This is a genomic window from Caulobacter sp. GW821-FHT09B08, from assembly GCF_059418225.1.
In genome coordinates this window covers 61,386-78,487 of record NZ_JBWKPL010000012.1, presented here as the reverse complement: position 1 = coordinate 78,487, position 17,102 = coordinate 61,386, and the positions used below count along the sequence as shown (strand labels likewise).

Annotated in this window: 15 protein-coding genes; 9 read left to right on the top strand and 6 right to left on the bottom strand. The window is 69.6% G+C overall.

Features of this window, described 5'->3' with window-relative positions:
* Nucleotides 1–221: 221 nt before the first annotated feature.
* Nucleotides 222–1,088 (top strand): DUF1206 domain-containing protein, encoded by an 867-nt coding sequence (locus AC07OA_RS24275; protein ID WP_494666403.1) that lies wholly within the window; start codon nt 222–224, stop codon nt 1,086–1,088.
* Here the strand turns inward: AC07OA_RS24275 and AC07OA_RS24270 are convergent.
* Complete coding sequence (locus AC07OA_RS24270) at nt 1,078–2,169, bottom strand: mechanosensitive ion channel family protein (RefSeq protein WP_494666402.1); 1,092 nt, start codon at nt 2,167–2,169, stop codon at nt 1,078–1,080. The two genes, AC07OA_RS24275 and AC07OA_RS24270, sit on opposite strands and share 11 nt — an antisense overlap.
* Nucleotides 2,170–2,206: 37 nt before the next feature.
* Nucleotides 2,207–3,028 (bottom strand): oxidoreductase, encoded by an 822-nt coding sequence (locus tag AC07OA_RS24265; protein WP_494666401.1) that lies wholly within the window; start codon nt 3,026–3,028, stop codon nt 2,207–2,209.
* An 89-nt stretch (nt 3,029–3,117) separates the two neighbouring features.
* Between AC07OA_RS24265 and AC07OA_RS24260 the strand changes: the two genes are divergently transcribed.
* Complete coding sequence (locus tag AC07OA_RS24260) at nt 3,118–4,047, top strand: LysR family transcriptional regulator (RefSeq protein ID WP_494666400.1); 930 nt, start codon at nt 3,118–3,120, stop codon at nt 4,045–4,047.
* Here AC07OA_RS24260 and AC07OA_RS24255 read toward each other — a convergent pair.
* The 3 genes from AC07OA_RS24255 to trmFO form a co-directional block, all read right to left on the bottom strand.
* Nucleotides 4,044–4,769 (bottom strand): anti-sigma factor, encoded by a 726-nt coding sequence (locus AC07OA_RS24255; protein ID WP_494666399.1) that lies wholly within the window; start codon nt 4,767–4,769, stop codon nt 4,044–4,046. The genes AC07OA_RS24260 and AC07OA_RS24255 overlap by 4 nt on opposite strands.
* Nucleotides 4,766–5,296 (bottom strand): sigma-70 family RNA polymerase sigma factor, encoded by a 531-nt coding sequence (locus AC07OA_RS24250; protein WP_494666398.1) that lies wholly within the window; start codon nt 5,294–5,296, stop codon nt 4,766–4,768. Before AC07OA_RS24250 ends, AC07OA_RS24255 begins: the two co-directional genes overlap by 4 nt.
* Before the next feature lie 152 nt (nt 5,297–5,448).
* Nucleotides 5,449–6,873 carry a methylenetetrahydrofolate--tRNA-(uracil(54)-C(5))-methyltransferase (FADH(2)-oxidizing) TrmFO gene (gene trmFO, locus AC07OA_RS24245; protein ID WP_494666397.1) on the bottom strand — a complete coding sequence of 475 codons (1,425 nt, stop codon included), beginning with the start codon at nt 6,871–6,873 and terminating at the stop codon, nt 5,449–5,451.
* Nucleotides 6,874–6,959: 86 nt separating this feature from the next.
* On the opposite strand from trmFO, the gene AC07OA_RS24240 reads away from it, so the two are divergent.
* From AC07OA_RS24240 to AC07OA_RS24215, 6 genes are all read left to right on the top strand, one after another.
* Nucleotides 6,960–7,892 (top strand): hypothetical protein, encoded by a 933-nt coding sequence (locus AC07OA_RS24240; protein WP_494666396.1) that lies wholly within the window; start codon nt 6,960–6,962, stop codon nt 7,890–7,892.
* Between the two features lie 130 nt (nt 7,893–8,022).
* Nucleotides 8,023–8,817 (top strand): hypothetical protein, encoded by a 795-nt coding sequence (locus tag AC07OA_RS24235; protein WP_494666395.1) that lies wholly within the window; start codon nt 8,023–8,025, stop codon nt 8,815–8,817.
* Nucleotides 8,814–9,680 (top strand): hypothetical protein, encoded by an 867-nt coding sequence (locus tag AC07OA_RS24230; RefSeq protein ID WP_494666394.1) that lies wholly within the window; start codon nt 8,814–8,816, stop codon nt 9,678–9,680. Before AC07OA_RS24235 ends, AC07OA_RS24230 begins: the two co-directional genes overlap by 4 nt.
* Before the next feature lie 81 nt (nt 9,681–9,761).
* Complete coding sequence (locus AC07OA_RS24225; RefSeq protein ID WP_494666393.1) at nt 9,762–10,682, top strand: hypothetical protein; 921 nt, start codon at nt 9,762–9,764, stop codon at nt 10,680–10,682.
* A 19-nt stretch (nt 10,683–10,701) separates the two neighbouring features.
* Nucleotides 10,702–11,565, top strand: a complete 864-nt coding sequence (locus AC07OA_RS24220; protein WP_494666392.1) for a hypothetical protein — start codon at nt 10,702–10,704, stop codon at nt 11,563–11,565.
* Nucleotides 11,566–11,723: 158 nt separating this feature from the next.
* Nucleotides 11,724–13,472, top strand: coding sequence for an ATP-binding protein (locus AC07OA_RS24215; RefSeq protein WP_494666391.1), 1,749 nt, complete (start codon nt 11,724–11,726; stop codon nt 13,470–13,472).
* Nucleotides 13,473–13,601: 129 nt separating this feature from the next.
* On the opposite strand, the gene AC07OA_RS24210 is transcribed toward AC07OA_RS24215, so the two are convergent.
* The gene (locus AC07OA_RS24210) at nt 13,602–13,796 is read right to left on the bottom strand and encodes a hypothetical protein (protein WP_494666390.1); all 195 of its coding nucleotides are present in this window, start codon (nt 13,794–13,796) and stop codon (nt 13,602–13,604) included.
* Nucleotides 13,797–14,052: 256 nt separating this feature from the next.
* Here AC07OA_RS24210 and uvrA point away from each other — a divergent pair, with 256 nt between their 5' ends.
* Nucleotides 14,053–16,962 (top strand): excinuclease ABC subunit UvrA, encoded by a 2,910-nt coding sequence (gene uvrA / locus AC07OA_RS24205; protein WP_494666389.1) that lies wholly within the window; start codon nt 14,053–14,055, stop codon nt 16,960–16,962.
* Nucleotides 16,963–17,102 lie beyond the last annotated feature (140 nt).

Here is a 17,102-nt window from a genome sequence, read left to right as displayed (position 1 = left end):
CATCGGCGAGCGGCAAAGCCCGCGATGATCGGCGGCGCGGGGCGGCTTCCTGCGCACATGCCTTCACAAGCGCCAGACCGGACGGCCGGCGCCTGAAGCTAAGTCATAAATCACTTACTTAGCGAAAGACAGGCCGGACCCGCGCCGGGGCGCGCCGGGCGGAACGTCGATCCCGCCCGCGTCGTTGGACATCCCAAGTTGGGTCGCTTGGGGCACGGACGATGTCGACACCGCCGATCACCTTGCCGCGCAGCTGGATCAGGCGCGCCAAGCGCCTGGACGTCTCCAAGGCGATCGAGCTGGCGTCGCGGCTGGGCTATGCGGCGCGGGGCCTGGTCTATCTGGGGCTGGGATCGATCGTGCTGCTGGCGGCGCTCGACCTCACGCCGCGCGCGCACGGCGCCAAGGGCCTGCTGCGCGCCTGGGCGGAGTGGCCGCTGGGCTGGGCGCTGATCGGCGCCGTCGGCCTTGGCTTGGCGGGCTTCGCGGCCTGGCGTTTCCTGCAGGCGGTGTTCGACGCCGACCGCCATGGCCGCTCGCCCAAGGCTTGGGCCGTGCGGGTCGGCCAGGCGGTCAGCGGCTTGGTCTATGGCGGCTTGGCCTTCTCGGCCTTCGAACTGCTGGACGAACTGGAGGACGTCGGCGAGCTCGACGAGGAGCAGGGCGTGCGCCACACCGCCCGGACCATCCTCGACCTGCCCCATGGCGACAGCCTGCTGATCGGCGCGGGGCTGGTGGTGCTGGCCTTCGGGATCGGCAATGTGATCCAGGGCGTGATGCAGGACTTCAGCAAGCGCCTGGACTGCGGCGACCGCCTGTGCCGGGTGGTCGTGCCGATGGCCAAGGTCGGCTACGGCGCACGGGGCCTGGCCAGCCTGCCGTTGGGCGTCTTCCTGGTGCTGGCGGGGATCGAGGCGAGGGCCGGCGAGGCCCGCAGCTGGGGCGGCGCGCTTCAGGCGGTCGAACGCCAGCCGTTCGGAAGCTCGGCGTTGTGCGTGGTCGCCGTGGGCTTGATCGCGTTCGGACTGTTCGGCCTGATCGAGGCCCGCTACCGCCGTATTCGTCCGCCGCCCGAGATCACGCCGTAAGGGGCGCGGCCTCCGACAACCCCAGCCGTTGCCGAGCCAGGGCCTCGGGAATCTCGTCGCGCAGGAAGGCCATCATCTGCTCGCGCACGTCGCAGCGCAGGTCGAAGGCCTTGGGGGCGCTGCGGGCGCTGACCAGGCAGCGGACCTCCAGCACCTGGGCCGTGACGTCGGTGACCTGAAGGTTCACCACCTTGCCGTCCCACAGGGGCGAGGCCTTGGCGATCTCCTCCAGCTTGGCGCGCAGGCGGTCGATGGGGGCGGTGTGGTCCACATAGAGCATGGCCGTGCCGATCAGGGCGGCGCTCTCGCGGGTCCAGTTCTGGAAGGGCGTCTGGATGAAGTAGCTGAGCGGCAGCACCATCCGCCGCCAGTCCCACAGGCGCACCACCACATAGGTGGCGTTGATCTCTTCGATATTGCCCCACTCCTTCTCGACGATCACCGCGTCGTCGATGCGGATCGGCTGGGTGATGGCGATCTGGATGCCGGCGATCAGGTTGGTCAGCAGCGGCTGCAGGGCCAGGCCCACGATCAGCGAGGCCGCGCCGCCGGCCGCCAGCAGGCTGACGCCCCACTGGCGCACGCCGGGGATGGTCATCAGCGCGAGACCCATGGTGACCAGGCCGACGATCAGGGCGCAGGCGCGGCGCAGAATCTTCACCTGGGTCAGGTGCTTGCGGGCCAGCAGGTTGTCCTCGACGTCGACCTTGAACTTGCGCAGGTGCAGGGCGGCGGCGATGTCGAGCGCCGTCAGCACGATCCAGCCGACCAGCACGATGAAGAGCAGCAGCAGAACGTGCTTGGCCGTGGCCGCCTGGGCGGTGGTCAGGGGCGCGACCGAGACGGCCAGGCTGAGGGCGGCGGCGATGAAGGCCAGGCGCGTGGGCCGTCGGGTGCGCACGGCCAGGGCCGACCAGAAGGCGTCCTTCTCCAGCGAGCGGCGAACGATCCGCACCAGCACGGCATGGGCGGTCAGGGCGGCCAGCACGGCGATGACGATCAGCCCCAGGCTGACGGCCCAAGGCGGCGCCCAGGCCAGGCGCAACGCGAGGTCGGCGATCCAGGGAGGAGAGTCGAGCATGCCTCCCCAACGCGCCGGCCTCGACGTGGCTCCGAGATCAGGCGTGATCGGTGGCGAGGGTCACCGCTTCCCAGGCGTCCATCTCGGAGATCTGGGCGTCGAGCCGCTCGCGCGCCCGCCTCAGGGCGTCCGAGCCCAGCAGCAGCTGGCGCGGCGGCGTTTCGGCGTCGACGGCGGCCAGGATCGCCTCGGCCGCCCGGGCCGGGTCGCCCAGCTGTCGCCCGGCCATGCCGTCGAACGCCTGGGCCGCCTTGCCCACCGAGGCGTCGTAGTCGCCGGACGCCGCCTGGCTCTTGCGGATCGAATGGCTGGACAGGAAGTCCGTGCGGAAGGCGCCGGGGGCCACGGCCGTGACGTGGACGCCGATGGGCGCCGCCTCTTGGGCCAAGCTGGCCGAAAGGCCTTCCAGGGCGAACTTGGCCGCCGCGTAGAGCCCCGATCCCGCTCCGGGGGCGCGGCCGGCGATCGAGGTGACGTTCAGGATATGGCCGTGTCCCTGCGTCCGCAGGTGGGGCAGGGCGGCGCGGATCAGGCGGAACGGGGCGAAGAAGTCGACCTCGAACAGGCGCGCGACCTCTTCGTCCGTCGCCGTCTCGATCGCCCCCAGCAGGCCGTAGCCGGCGTTGTTGACGATCACGTCGATCGCGCCGGCCAGGGCGAAGGCCTGGTCGACGGCGGCGGGCACGGCCTGGGCGTCGGCCATGTCCAGGGTCAGCAGATGCAGGGCGCCGGGGCCGGCGGTCAGGTCGGGCGCGCCGTTCCGCACCGTGCCGACGACGGTGTCGCCGCGCGCCAGGGCCGCCTGCGCCAGGGCCAGGCCGAGGCCGCGCGACACGCCGGTGATGAACCAGGTCTTCATGGAAGCTCTCCTTGTGAAGCGCCCTATATCGGCCTGGTGTCTGGGCTATATAATAGGCGAATTGATCATAAGACTTTTCAGGTGAGCTAATGAGTTCCGCCTCCGACGCGGTGATCAGCGGCAGCGACTTTGGGCAACTCCGGGCCTTCGTCACCGTCGGCGAGACGCTGAGCTTCAGCCGGGCCGCCGAAGCGTTGAACGTGTCGCCCTCGGCCCTGAGCCAGCTGGTGCGCGGCTTCGAGGAACGGGTCGGGGTGCGGCTGTTCAACCGCACCACGCGCAGCGTGTCGCTGACCGACGCGGGCGAGCGACTGCTCCAGCGAGTGCGGCCGGCGGTGGCCGAACTGGGCGCGGCGGTCGCCCAGGTCCGCCGCCAGGGCGAGCGGCCCACGGGCGTCGTGCGGGTGGTGACGTTCCAATCGGCGGTGGAGCTCTATCTGCGGCCCATGCTGGCCGGCTTTCACGCCGCCTATCCGGAGGTGGTGCTGGACGTCACGGTCGACGACGCGGTCAGCGATTTCGTCGGCGGGGGCTTCGACGTGGCCCTGCGCCTGGGCGAGGTGATCGAGAAGGACATGGTCGCCGTGCGGCTCGGCCCCGACCTGCGCCAGATCGCCGTCGCTTCGCCAAGCTACCTGGCCCGCCGGGGAACGCCGACCACGCCCCACGACCTGGTCGATCACGCCTGCATCCGCTGGCGCTGGCCGGGCACGGCCGCGCCCTACAATTGGGAGTTCTGGCAGGACGGCGACTGGTTCGAAGTCGCCGTCGACGGGCCGCTGATCGTCAGCGACAAGGCCCTGGCCGTGGCCGCAGCCCTGGACGGGATCGGCATCGCCTTCGCCGTCGAGCATCGCATCCAGGAGCATCTGGCCGAGGGACGCCTGGTCCCGCTGCTGGAGGCCTGGTCGGCGCCGTTTCCGGGTCTCTTCCTGGCCTATCCGCGCCAGCGCCAGATGGCGCCGGCGCTGCGGGCGTTCATCGATCACGTCCGCGCCGCGACCGGCCTCGGCGCTTAAGCCCGCGCGAACTTGCCCGCCGCGTGGATCGTGCCCGTCGGAGCGCCCGTCGGCGAGCCGCCCGGGGGTTCGTCGGTGACGGCCAGGGTGGCGGTATAGGTTCCGGCGGCCCGCAGATGGCGCGGGACGGCCAAGCGTTTGGGCGCGGACTTGTGCACCACGCCCAGCGAGATCGGCGCGGCGCCCTCGGGGATGATCCACAGCTCGGCGTCGCGCCCGTCGGGAACGTCCAGGTCCACCGGGGTGATCACCAGCTCGTCCGTCCCGTGGTCCAGCGTGGCCACGAAGCGGGTCTCCTGGGTGGTCGGATCGCTGATGACAGCCACCTCGCTCGCCTTGACCACCAACGGCGCGGGGGCGACGGCCGGCGGCGGGGCCGAACGGGGCAGGGCGACGAACACCAGGGCCGCGGCGGCCACCGCCACGGCGCCGGCCGATACGCCTTGCCACAGGCGGACATTGTTCAGCGGGCCAGGCGAGGCGGGCCCGCCGATCAGGTTGGAGATCCGTGGCCACAGGCCGGCCGAGGGCTGGACGGCGCCGATCTCGGCGGCCAGCGGGATCAGATGGTTCTCCCACCAGGTCACCGCGCCGGCGAAGGCCGGTTCGCTGGCGATGCGGCGCTCGGCCTCGGCGCGCTCGGCGGCGTCCAGCACGCCCAGCACGTACTCGCCCGCGAAGGGGCGCTCGTCTTCGGAAAGGGGGGCTTGGACGTCGGTCATGCTTCGAGGCACGCGCGCAGACTGATCAGGGCGCGCCGGATCCAGCTCTTCATGGTGCCCAGCGGGACCCCGAGGGTCTGGGCCAGGGCGTCATAGGTCAGGCCCTCGAAGAAGGCCTTGCGCACCGCGCCGGAATGCTTGGGGTCCAGTTGGTCCAGGCAGCCGTCCAGGCGGGCCTTGTCTTCGTCGGCTTCGACCAGGGCGGAGGCCAGGGGTGCGGCGTCCGGGAGGGCCTCGGCCTCCTCGACGCCGGCCATCACCCGCCCGCCCCGCGCCCGCAGCCGGTCGATCGCCCGGTTGCGGGCCAACACCGCCAGCCAGGTGATGGGACTGGCCTTGTCCGGGTCGAACCGGTCGGCCTTGTTCCACACCGTCAGATACACGTCCTGCAGCACGTCTTCCGCCTCCTCGCGATCGTTCAAGATACGGAGGACCACGCCGAACAGTTTCGCGGAGGTGTGGCGGTAGACGTATTTCAGGGCGTCTTCGTCATGCGCGGCGACCCGCGCCATGGCGCGAGAAAGCAAGGCGCGACTGGCTTCTACGTCCATCGGCAGAGGGTTTCCTTGGACCGTTTGCGACGGACGGTCGCACGGTGGTTTGCGGTATGCAATCACCTAGGATCGGCCAAGTTCACCCTATGCGTGATTTTTCGCCACAAACTCTCGGCTTGGTGATGCTACTCCGCGCCGCTCATCCACCCGTCCAGGTCCGCCAGGGCCCGGATGCTCATCAGCCGCTTCTTGGCCCGGCCGCGTTCCTTCAGCGGGATCTTCACGCCGTTCTCGTCGACCTTGGGGGTCTCCAGCGGCGGCAGCAGGCCGTAGTTGATGTTCATCGGCTGGAAGCTGGTCTTGCCGACTTCCGCGCCCTCGATGTGGCCGCCGGTGACGTGGTCGACCAGAGCGCCGAGGGCGGTGGTCGGGGGCGGCGCATCAAGGGTCTTGCCCAGGCGCTCGGCGGCGGCGAAGCGACCGGCAAGCAGGCCCGTGGCGGCGCTCTCGACATAGCCTTCCACGCCCGTCATCTGGCCGGCGAAGCGCAGGCGCGGGGCCAGCTTCATGCGCAGGGACCGATCCAGCAGGCGCGGGCTGTTGATGAAGGTGTTGCGGTGCAGCCCGCCCAGCCGGGCGAACTGGGCGTCCTGGAGCCCCGGGATCATCCGGAACACCTCGGCCTGGGCGCCGTGCTTCAGCTTGGTCTGGAAGCCGACCATGTTCCACAGGGTGCCCAGGGCGTTGTCCTGGCGCAGCTGGACGATGGCGTAGGATTTCACCGTCGGGTCGCGCGGATTGGTCAGGCCCACCGGCTTCATCGGGCCGTGGCGCAGGGTCTCGCGGCCGCGCTCGGCCATCACCTCGATCGGCAGGCAGCCGTCGAAATAGGGCACGTGCTCCCAGTCCTTGAACTCGGCCTTGGGGCCATCGAGCAGGGCGTCGATGAAGGCCTCGTACTGGGCCTTGTCCATGGGCAGGTTGATGTAGGCGGCCGCGTCGCCGCCGGGGCCTTCCTTGTCGTAGCGCGACTGGCGCCAGGCGATGTCCATGTCGATGGAGTCGACGTGGATGATCGGGGCGATGGCGTCGAAGAAGCTGAGCTGGCCTTCGCCGGACAGCTCCAGGATCGCGTCGGCCAGGGCGGGCGAGGTGAGAGGGCCGGTGGCCACGACCACGTTGTCCCAGTCTTCCGGCGGCAGGCCGGCGATCTCCTCGCGCACGATCGTGATCAGCGGATGGGCCTGGATGCGGCGGGTGACTTCCTCGGAAAAGCCGTCGCGGTCGACGGCCAGGGCCCCGCCGGCGGGCACCTGGTGCTGGTCGGCGGCCGACATGATCAGGCTGTCCAGCTTGCGCATCTCGGCGTGCAGCAGGCCCACGGCGTTGAACTGCCAGTCGTCGGAGCGGAACGAGTTGGAACAGACCATCTCGGCCAGGCCGTCGGTCTGGTGGGCGTCGGTCAGGACCGGGCCTTCGGGAAGGTTGCGGCGCATCTCGTGCAGGATCACCGGGACGCCGGCCTGGGCGATCTGCCAGGCGGCCTCGGACCCGGCCAGGCCGCCTCCGATGACGTGGACGGGGGGAACGGAAGAGGGGGAAGTGCTCATGGGCGCCCTCTTACCCCCGCTGGTCACGCGGCGAAACCTGCGTATAGGTTGTCGGCTTATCCAGGGGCGAGCCGGGGGGCATGCGGATGTCGAGGTTTTCGGTAGGCGGCGCGGCGACGTCCGGTTTCGGCCTGATCGGTCGCGAGCCGGTTGCGGTGCTGGTGTGGGGACTGGTGGTCCTGGCGACCCTGGTGCTGCCGTGCGTGGGCCTGGCCTGGACGGTGATCCCCGACTTCGCGGCGTTCGCCCGGTTGGCCGAGGCCCAGACCGATCCGTCCGGCCAGGTCGCCATGGGCCAGATGATGCAGCTGCAGAGCAAGATGATGCTCTTCAACCTGTTCTACTGGGTGGGCGGCACGGCGGTGAAGGCGGTGCTGGCCGCGGCGGTGTTCCGCGCCATCCTGGAGCCCGGCCAGAAAGGCTTCGCCTATCTGAAGCTGGGCGCGCAGGAGCTTTGGCTGGCCCTGGTGTCGCTGGTCATGGGCATTCTGGCCTACATGGCCTGCATGGCGGCCACGATCGTCGTCGCGATCTGCGCGGCCGTGGCCTATTTCGTCGGCGTCCAGTCTAGCCAGGCGGCGGGGATCGGGGCCTGCATCCTGGTGGCCGTAGTGTTGGGCCTGGCGGCGACGGCGGTGGTGGTCTGGGCCGTCCTGCGCCTGTCGATGGCCGGGCCGATGAGCTTCGCCGAGCGCAAGTTCCTGCTGTTCGAATCCTGGACCTTCACGCGCGGCCAGGCCTGGCCGCTGCTCGGCATGGTCCTGCTGCTGGGCGTGATCATCGTGGCCCTGGAAGGGGTGCTCTACGGAGTGCTGGGCGTCGGCTTCGTGGCCTTCGGCGTCCAGCTGATCCCGCAGCTCCAGGCCATGCAGGGGCAGCCGCCCGAGGCCTTCGTGCGCCTGCTCTGGCCCTATGCCGCCGCCATCGGCGTGATCGGTTCGCTGTTGTCGGGACCGGCCATGGCCCTGGTCTTCGCCCCGTGGGCGAGCGCCTATCGCGACCTGAAGGCCTCGGCCTGACGCGGCGCCGGGGCCACGCCCCGGCGAAATTCAGCGTGACACCCGCCGCGACTCGTCGCCAAGCCGGGGGACAAGCGCTTATGAATCCGACCGTTCGGGTTCGCGCGGACGCGAACGGGAGAGGGGCTTCATGAGCGAGGGATCGGCGGCGATCGGGCGCACCGTCCGCGCCGGGCTGTCGGGTTGGACGCCGGGCGTGCGGACCTGCTGGGCCGCGCTGCTGGCCGGCGCCCTGGTCGGCCTGTTGCCGCGCCTCCTGTCGCCCGGCCTGGCCTTCCTGGCCCTGCCGCTGGAATTCGCCGCCACCACCCTGGCCTATGGCGCGCTCTACCGCGCCGCCTTCGCCGGTCCCGCCGGCTGGAAGGGCCTGCGCTGGGGGATGGCCGAGTGGCGGCTGCTGGCCGTCCAGGCCCTGATCACCGTCATCCTGACCGTGGTGGCCGCCGTGCTGGCGGTGCTGGTCGGGGCGGTGGTGGTGGGCGTGGCCAAGGTCAACGCCCCCAGCCTGGACATCACCTCGCTGGACGCCTGGCGCGCGGCCCTGGACGGTCCCAGCGCGGTGCCCGTCGGCCTGGTCCCGCTGCTGTCGATGATCATCATGATCTGGCTGTTCCTGCGCTTGTCGCTGGCCCCGGCCGCGACGGTGGACCTGGATCGGATCCAGGTGCTCAGCGCCTTCGGCCGGTCGCGCGGCGCGGTGCTGACCCTGGCGGCGGCGGGCGTGGTGCTGGCCGCCCCGGCCGTCATCCTGGTGATCGCCGTCGGCTACGTGCGGGCCGTCGCCGGCTTCTCGGAAGGCACGCTGGTTCCGCAACTGATCAGCGTCGCCCTGCTTTTCTTCTATCTCATCCCGGTCTGGACGGCGGCCCTGGTCGAGGTCTATCGCCGCCAGCCCGCCCCGATCCCTGGAACCCTGCGGACATGACCACCTTCTCGCCCGTTCAAGCCGCCCTCGAGGGCCTGCGCCTGACGCGTCGCAAGCCGCTGGTCGTGCTGGCCTGGGCCGCCTGCTACTTCGCCATGCTCGTGGTGCTGGGCCTGATCGTGGCCTTCGCGTTCGGCGGCACGGTGCGGGCGGACCTGGCCCTGCTGTCGCGGACCAACGACCTGCGCGAGCTGTTCGACATCGTCGCCCGGCGCAAGGGCACGCTGCTGCCCCTGATCGCCCTGGCCGTGGCCCTGCAGTCGGTGATCACCGTGGCGATCATGCGCACGGTGGTGCGGCCGCAGGAACATCGCCTGGCCTATCTGCGGGTGGGGGCCGAGGAGGGGCGGCAGTTCGTGGTGGCCCTGGTCGGCTGGGCCGTGGCCCTGGTCGTCACCGCCCTGCCCAGTGCGGTTCTGGTGCTGATCGGCGCGGGCCTGATCAGCCTGGGCGCGGTCGAGACCAACCGCTGGGTCGAGGTGCTGGGCGCGATCGCCGTGGCCGGCCTGTCGATCTGGTTCGGCATCCGCCTGTCGTTGCTGTCGATCACCACCTTCGCCGAGGGCAAGCTGTCGCTGCGCCGCACCTGGGCCCTGACCGACCACCACTTCTGGCACCTGCTGGGCATGTACGCCCTGGCCTTCGTGATCACCTTCCTGGTCAGCGTGGTCCAGACCGTGGTGGCGGGCCTGATCCTGGGCTTTTCGGGCGGGGCGACCAACCTCGTCATGCTGGCCCTGAGCGGCCTGGCCAACCTGCTGCTGGCCCCGTTCTTCTTCACCGTCCAGATGGTGATCCTGACCGCCGCCCCGGCCCGCGCCTATTACGACCTGCACGAAAGCGAACTGGCGCCGGCGGCCTAGGTTTTCCGCGCGCTTAAGACTGTCGCGCCGCCGCGAACCTTGTTAGGCGTGATACGGAATTTCAGGGACCACGAAGACGCCATGCAACAGTTCTCGGCCACCGACGCGGCTTTGGCGGGTTTCCGCGTGGCGCGGGAGCGGCCCAAGACGGTGGGCGTCTGGACCCTGCTGATGGGCGTGCTGTCGTTCGCGGTCTCGGCCGTCGCCATCCTGACCTTCGGCGAGAAGCTGACCGCCCTGGCCGAAGCCCTGGCCGACCAGTCCGATCCCCAGGGCGCGATGACCGCCATGAGCGGCATGTGGCCCCTGTTCCTGGGCTCGACCTTCTACGTGGTGGCCACCAACGCCGTGCTGCTGGCGGCGATCAACCGCCTGGTCCTGCGTCCGGAAGACAGCGCCAGCGCCTATCTGCGGTTCGGCGGCGACGAACTGCGCCAGGCCGGCGCCCAGGTGCTGCTCTATCTGGTGCTGTTCAGCGCCTATCTGATCGGCGGCGTGGGCGCGGTGATGCTGGGCGCGATCGGCGCGGCCATCGCCGGCGCGCCCCTGGGCGTGATGCTGGGCGTTCTGGCCTTCATCGGCGTGCTGTGCGGCCTTGTCTTCCTGTCGGTGCGGCTGTCGTTCGTCAGCACCCTGGCCTTTGACACCCGTCGCATCGACCTGGGCGCGTCCTGGGCCCTGACCAAGGGCCGGTTCTGGCCGCTGTTCGGCACCTATGTGATCGCCATCGTGCTGGGCGCGGTGGTCTATCTGCTGCTCATGGTGATGATCTACGCGGTGGGCGTGATCGGGGCCCTGACCATGGGCGCCGACCTGGCGTCGGTGGGCGAGACCCTGCAGCACGAGGCCAACACCCTGGCCAGCCTGCTGACGCCGGCCGGCGTCATCAGCGCGTTGCTGTCGGGCCTGACCGCCGTGTTGCTGCAACTGATCGTCAGCGCCCCGGCGCCGACCATCTACGCCCAGCTGAACGGCCGCGCGGTCGCCGACACCTTCGGCTGACACCGGGTCGGGCGGGGGCATGGGCCGGACCTTCTCCTGGTCGCGCGCGACCCTGGCCGGCTTCGGCGTCCTGCGCCGCGAGCCGGGCCTGCTTCTGACCTGGAGCCTGGTGGGGCTGGTGCTGACCGTGGCCCAGCAGGTGCTGGCGGTGAACGCCGACATCTTCCGCAAGGTCAATTCGGCCAGCCTGACGGCGCCTCTCCTGGGCCTGGTCGGCGGGGTGATCGGCCTGGGCGCCCTGGCCATCTTCTCGGCCGCCGCCTATCGCGCCGTCCTGCTGCCCGAAGACCGGACGCGGGCGCGGCTGCGGTTCGGGCCGGAGGAGATCCGGCTGGCCCTGGTCTGGCTGGTGCAGGGCGTGCTGATCGTCGTGTCGTTCTTCGTCTCGGTCGTGCCGGCGGTGATCGCCACGACGGGAATGGCCAGGCAGGGATCGATGATCCCGGCCTTCGTCACCCTGGCCGCCTCCCTGCTCGCCGTGTTCGTCAGCGGCTTCCTGCTGGCGCGGTTGTCCGTGGCCGGGCCGATGTCGCTGATCGAGGGCGGCTGGAGCCTGCCGGCGGCCTGGCGGCTGACGCGCGGCCGGGCCTGGAAGATCGCCGGCGTCCACCTGTGCGTCATCCTGATGACGGCGGCCGTCTATTGGGCTGTCCGCCTGGCCTACACCCTGGTGGTCACCGCCCTGGGCGGACACTTCTGGCTTTCGCCGGTCCGGGGCGGGACCTCGGTCGCGGCGGTGTTCCAGCCCGAGACGCTGATCTTCACCATCCTGGCGGCCGTGCTGGGCGCGGCGAGCATGGCGGTGCTCTACGCCCCCGCCGCCGTGATCTACCGCGATCTGAAGGGCCTGACGCCCGACGACCAGGCCGCCGTCTTCGACTGACGTTTCGAGAAACGTCGGTTTTCATCTCAATCGCAGCTTAACCTTGCTAACCCATATTAGGGTTCGACCGGGGGGTCTTTCAGGACGGGTTGGGGCCAATGATGCGGCTGATGGGTAGGCGGGAGCCTATTCCGGCGAACGAGATCGTCGGATCCTACGTGCCTATTCTGCGCGGCTATCTGGTGGCCGCGGCGGCCTATTACGCCCTGATCAGCCTGTCGCATCCCTTCTACGAGAAGGGTTCGGCGCTGATCGTGCTGGAGGGCCTGGCGCTGGTGGCTTCAGCCGTCGGCCTGTGGCTGTGGCGTCGCCTGAAGACGCATCCGCCCGGCATGCCGGTCCTGGAAGCCGCCGCCCTGGTCATGAACAGCCTCTTCATGGCCAATGTGCTGGTCTATCAGCTGCTGCACTTCGAGCCGGCCAAGCTGGTCTATTTCGTGCTGATGGCCCTGGTGTTCGCCACCTCGGCCCCCACCCGGCGGGTGGCGCTGGTCAGCGTCGCGGCGGCCATCGCGGGCCTGGTCTACATGGCCCGCCAGGCGCCCGATGACCTGGTCGGCCAGTACGGCTTCATCGGCACGGCCGGGGCCTTCGCGGCCTTCGGCATGTCGACCCTGATGCGCGGGGCGGTGATGCGCGAGCTGCGCGCGCGCCTGGCTTCCGACGCCCTGAACCGCAAGCTCCAGGCCGAGCTGGAGGAGAACCGCCGCCTGCGCACCGAGGCCCAGGAGCTGGCCGTGGTGGCCCAGACCGCCAGCCGCGTGAAGACCGAGTTCCTCGAGACCATGAGTCACGAGATCCGCACGCCGCTGAACGGCGTGCTGGGCATGGCCCAGGCCATGGCGCGCGACCCGCTGTCGGCCCGCCAGCGCGACCGCCTGGCCGTGATCCGCGACTCCGGCGGCGCCCTGCTGGACGTGATCAACGCCGTGCTCGACATCTCGCGGATCGAGGCCGGCAAGATGGAGATCGTCCGCGCGCCGTTCGACCTGGACGCCGTGGCCGACACCCTGGGCCGGCTCTACGGGGGTCTGGCCCACGACAAGGGCCTGGACTTCGCCCTGGAGATCGCGCCCGAGGCTCGCGGCTGGCGCGACGGCGACGTCCAGCGTCTGCGCCAGGTGCTCAGCAACCTGATCTCCAACGCCGTCAAGTTCACCGACGCGGGGGGCGTCGTGGTGCGGATCGGCGGTGACGCCAAGGCTCTGGTCTGTTCCGTCACCGACACCGGTGTCGGCGTGCCCGAGAACCGCCGCGCCCAAATCTTCGAGAAGTTCGTCCAGGTCGACGGCTCCAGCACCCGCCGCACCGGCGGCAGCGGCCTGGGCCTGGCGATCTGCCGCGAACTGGTGACCCTGATGGGGGGGCGCATCGATTTCGAGAGCCCGGAAGCGGGCGGCGCCTGCTTCACCTTCCAGATCCCGTGTCCAGCCCTGACGCCGGTCGCGCCCGTCGCGACGCCCGGGGCGTCCGAGACGGCGATCGACCGCGCGGGCGGCGAGCTGCGACTGCTGGTGGTCGACGACAACGTCACCAACCGCGCGGTCCTGCAGGCGATGCTCGGCCACCTGGGCGCGACCTGCGGTCTGGCCCGCGACGGCCACGAGGCGGTGGCCATGTGGGACGCCGGGGCCTGGGACGCGATCCTGATGGATATCCACATGCCGGGCATGGACGGACTGGAGGCCGGCCGCACCATCCGGGCGCGCGAGGCGGCCCAGGGCCGGGCCCGTACGCCGATCCTGGCCGTCACCGCCAGTGTTCTCAGCCACGAGACCGATCGCTACCTGGCCGCCGGCATGGACGGCTTCGTCGCCAAGCCCATCGCCGCCCACCGCCTGGTCGAGGCCCTCGACGCGGCGCTGAGCGGCTCGTCCGACGAGGCGGCGACGGCGGCGCTGGGGTAGCTCACTGGGAGTGTCATCCCGGACAAGGCCCGAAGGGCCGCCGATCCGGGACCGACCTGGAGCTCTGAGTTCACGCGTCGGTCCCGGATCTTCGCGCTACGCGCTCGTCCGGGATGACAGGATTTTCGCTTAGAAGCTCTGAGCGCCCAGCGCCACGATGGCCTTGAAGGCCCAGAAGACGCAGAGGATGCAGACGCCCAGGGTGATGATGTCGTCGATCTCGGAACGCTGGCGCGCGACCTTGGCGGCTTTGCCGCCCTTGCCCTTGGCTTCCGGGGCCGCAGCCTCGTCCGCCTTCGCCGCTTCCTTCGCCGCCTTGGCCAAGTCCGTCGTTCCCGTCCGCCGCGCCCGACGCGCGACCTGCCGGACCTATAGACACCACGGGTGCTGAAGGTTGCCCTTCCAAAGGCGGTTTATCGTTGGTGAACGCCCTGCTGACACCTGATGTCAGCAGTCTGCCGCCACCAGCCGCCAACGCGACATTTGTTCGCACCTTGTTCTTGTGTTAATCGCGCGCTTGCGCCCTACATATAGCCGTCGCGCCGTGGCTCCTCCCACGGCCTCGAGCGTTCCGGAAAACATGGCTGAACAACTGAACTTCATCCGCGTGCGCGGCGCGCGGGAGCATAATCTCAAGAACGTCAGCGTCGATATTCCGCGCGGCGAGCTCGTCGTGCTGACCGGCCTGTCGGGCTCGGGCAAGAGCTCGCTGGCGTTCGACACCATCTATGCCGAGGGGCAGCGCCGGTACGTCGAGAGCCTGTCGGCCTACGCCCGCCAGTTCCTGGAACTGATGAGCAAGCCGGACGTCGACCTGATCGAGGGCCTGTCGCCGGCCATCTCCATCGAGCAGAAGACCACCAGCCGCAATCCGCGCTCGACCGTCGGCACGGTCACCGAGATCCACGACTACATGCGCCTGCTGTGGGCGCGGGTCGGGATTCCCTATTCGCCGGCCACCGGCCTGCCCATCGAAAGCCAGACCATCAGCCAGATGGTCGACAAGATCACCGCCCTGCCGGAAGGCACGCGTCTCTACCTGCTGGCCCCGGTCGTGCGCGACCGCAAGGGCGAGTACCGCAAGGAGATCGCCGAGTGGCAGAAGGCCGGCTTCCAGCGGCTGAAGATCGACGGCGAGTTCTATCCCATCGAGGACGCCCCGGCCCTCGACAAGAAGTTCAAGCACGACATCGACGTGGTCGTGGACCGCGTGGTGACCAAGCCCGACATGGAGCAGCGCCTGGCCGACTCCATCGAGCAGGCCCTGCGCCTGGCCGACGGCCTGGCCGTGGCCGAGTGGGCCAATATCGAGGAAGGCGAGAAGGAGCCCAAGCGGCTGCTGTTCTCCGAGCGTTTCGCCTGTCCGGTCAGCGGCTTCACCATCGCCGAGATCGAGCCGCGGCTGTTCTCGTTCAACAACCCGGCGGGCGCCTGCCCGGCCTGTGACGGCCTGGGCGCTAAGCTGGCCTTCGACGCCGATCTGGTGATCCCCGACAAGGACCGCAGCCTGCACAAGGGCGCCGTCGCCCCGTGGGCCAAGGGGCCGTCGCCGCTCTACACCCAGACCCTGCAGGCCCTGGCCCGCCACTACGGCTTCTCGATGGACGAGCCCTGGTACAAGCTGCCCCAGAAGGCCCGCGACGTGGTGCTGCAAGGCTCGGGCGGCGATAAGATCAAGTTCGTCTACGACGACAACGCCCGCAAGTACGAGGTGGCCAAGCCCTTCGAAGGCGTGCTGCCGAACCTGGAGCGCCGCTGGCGCGAGACCGATAGCTCGTGGGTTCGCGAGGAGCTGGGCCGCTACCAGTCCGACACCCCTTGCGAGGTCTGCCACGGCAAGCGCCTGAAGCCTGAAGCCCTGGCCGTGAAGATCCACGGCATGGACATCGCCGCCGTCTCCAACCTGGCCATCCGCCCAGCCCGCGACTGGTTCACGGCTCTGGAAGGTCACCTGACCGACAAGCAGATGGAGATCGCCCGGCGAATCCTGAAGGAGATCAACGACCGCCTGCGGTTCCTGGTCGACGTGGGCCTGGACTATCTGAACCTGTCGCGCGGCTCTGGCACCCTGTCAGGCGGCGAGAGTCAGCGCATCCGCCTGGCCAGCCAGATCGGCAGCGGCCTGACCGGCGTGCTCTACGTGCTGGACGAGCCGTCGATCGGCCTACACCAGCGCGATAACACCCGCCTGCTGCAGTCGCTGCAAGGCCTGCGTGACCTGGGCAACTCCGTGCTCGTGGTCGAGCATGACGAGGAGGCCATCCTCACCGCCGACTATGTGATCGACATGGGCCCGGCGGCGGGCGTGCACGGCGGCGAGATCGTCGCCGAGGGCAAGCCGGCCGACATCATGGCCAATCCCAAGAGCGTCACCGGCATGTACCTGACCGGCGCGCGCGAGATCGCCGTGCCCGAAGAGCGCCGGCCGATCAGCAAGAAGAAGATGCTCCGCGTCATCGGCGCCAAGGGCAACAATCTGAAGGACGTGACGGGCGAGATCCCGGTCGGCACCTTCACCTGCATCACCGGCGTGTCGGGCGGCGGCAAGTCGACCTTCACCATCGAGACGCTCTACAAGGCCGCCGCGCGCCGCTTGAACAACGCCAGCGACGCGCCCGCCGCCCACGAGCGGATCGAAGGTCTGGAGAACTTCGACAAGGTCATCGACATCGACCAGTCGCCGATCGGCCGCACGCCGCGCTCGAACCCGGCCACCTATACCGGCGCCTTCGGTCCGATCCGCGACTGGTTCGCCCAGTTGCCGGAGTCAAAGGCGCGCGGCTACGGCCCGGGCCGCTTCAGCTTCAACGTCAAGGGCGGCCGCTGCGAGGCCTGCCAGGGCGACGGCCTGATCAAGATCGAGATGCACTTCCTGCCCGACGTCTACGTCACCTGCGACGTCTGCAAGGGCAAGCGCTACAACCGCGAGACCCTGGACATCCTGTTCAAGGGCAAGACCATCGCCGACGTGCTGGACATGACGGTGGAAGAGGCCGCCGACTTCTTCAAGGCCGTGCCGCCGATCCGCGACAAAATGGAAACGCTCAAGCGCGTGGGCCTCAGCTACATCAAGGTGGGCCAGCAGGCGACCACCCTGTCGGGCGGCGAGGCCCAGCGCGTGAAGCTGTCCAAGGAGCTCTCCAAGCGCGCCACCGGCCGCACGCTCTACATCCTCGACGAGCCGACCACCGGCCTGCACTTCGAGGACACCAAGAAGCTCTTGGAAGTGCTGCACGAGCTGGTCGACCAGGGCAACACCGTGGTCGTCATCGAGCATAACCTGGACGTGGTGAAGACCGCCGACTGGCTGCTGGACTTCGGTCCGGAAGGCGGCGACGGCGGCGGCCAGATCGTGGCCGTCGGCTCGCCCCAGGACGTGGCCAAGGTCGAGGCCTCGTGGACCGGCCGCTATCTGAAGGACGTACTGGCGCGTCACGAGGAGCGGCGGCTGGAGCGCGTGGCCGAGCTGAAGAAGAGCAAGCGGGCTTAGTTCAAATCCGCTCATCCCGGAGACGGGATGAGCGGATGTTGGTTGGGCGCTCAAGCTTGCCGCCCGGCCTCAACAGGCCTATCTCAACACCTCAACCCACCGATGGAGGCAATCATGGACCGCGTGATGGACGACTGCTT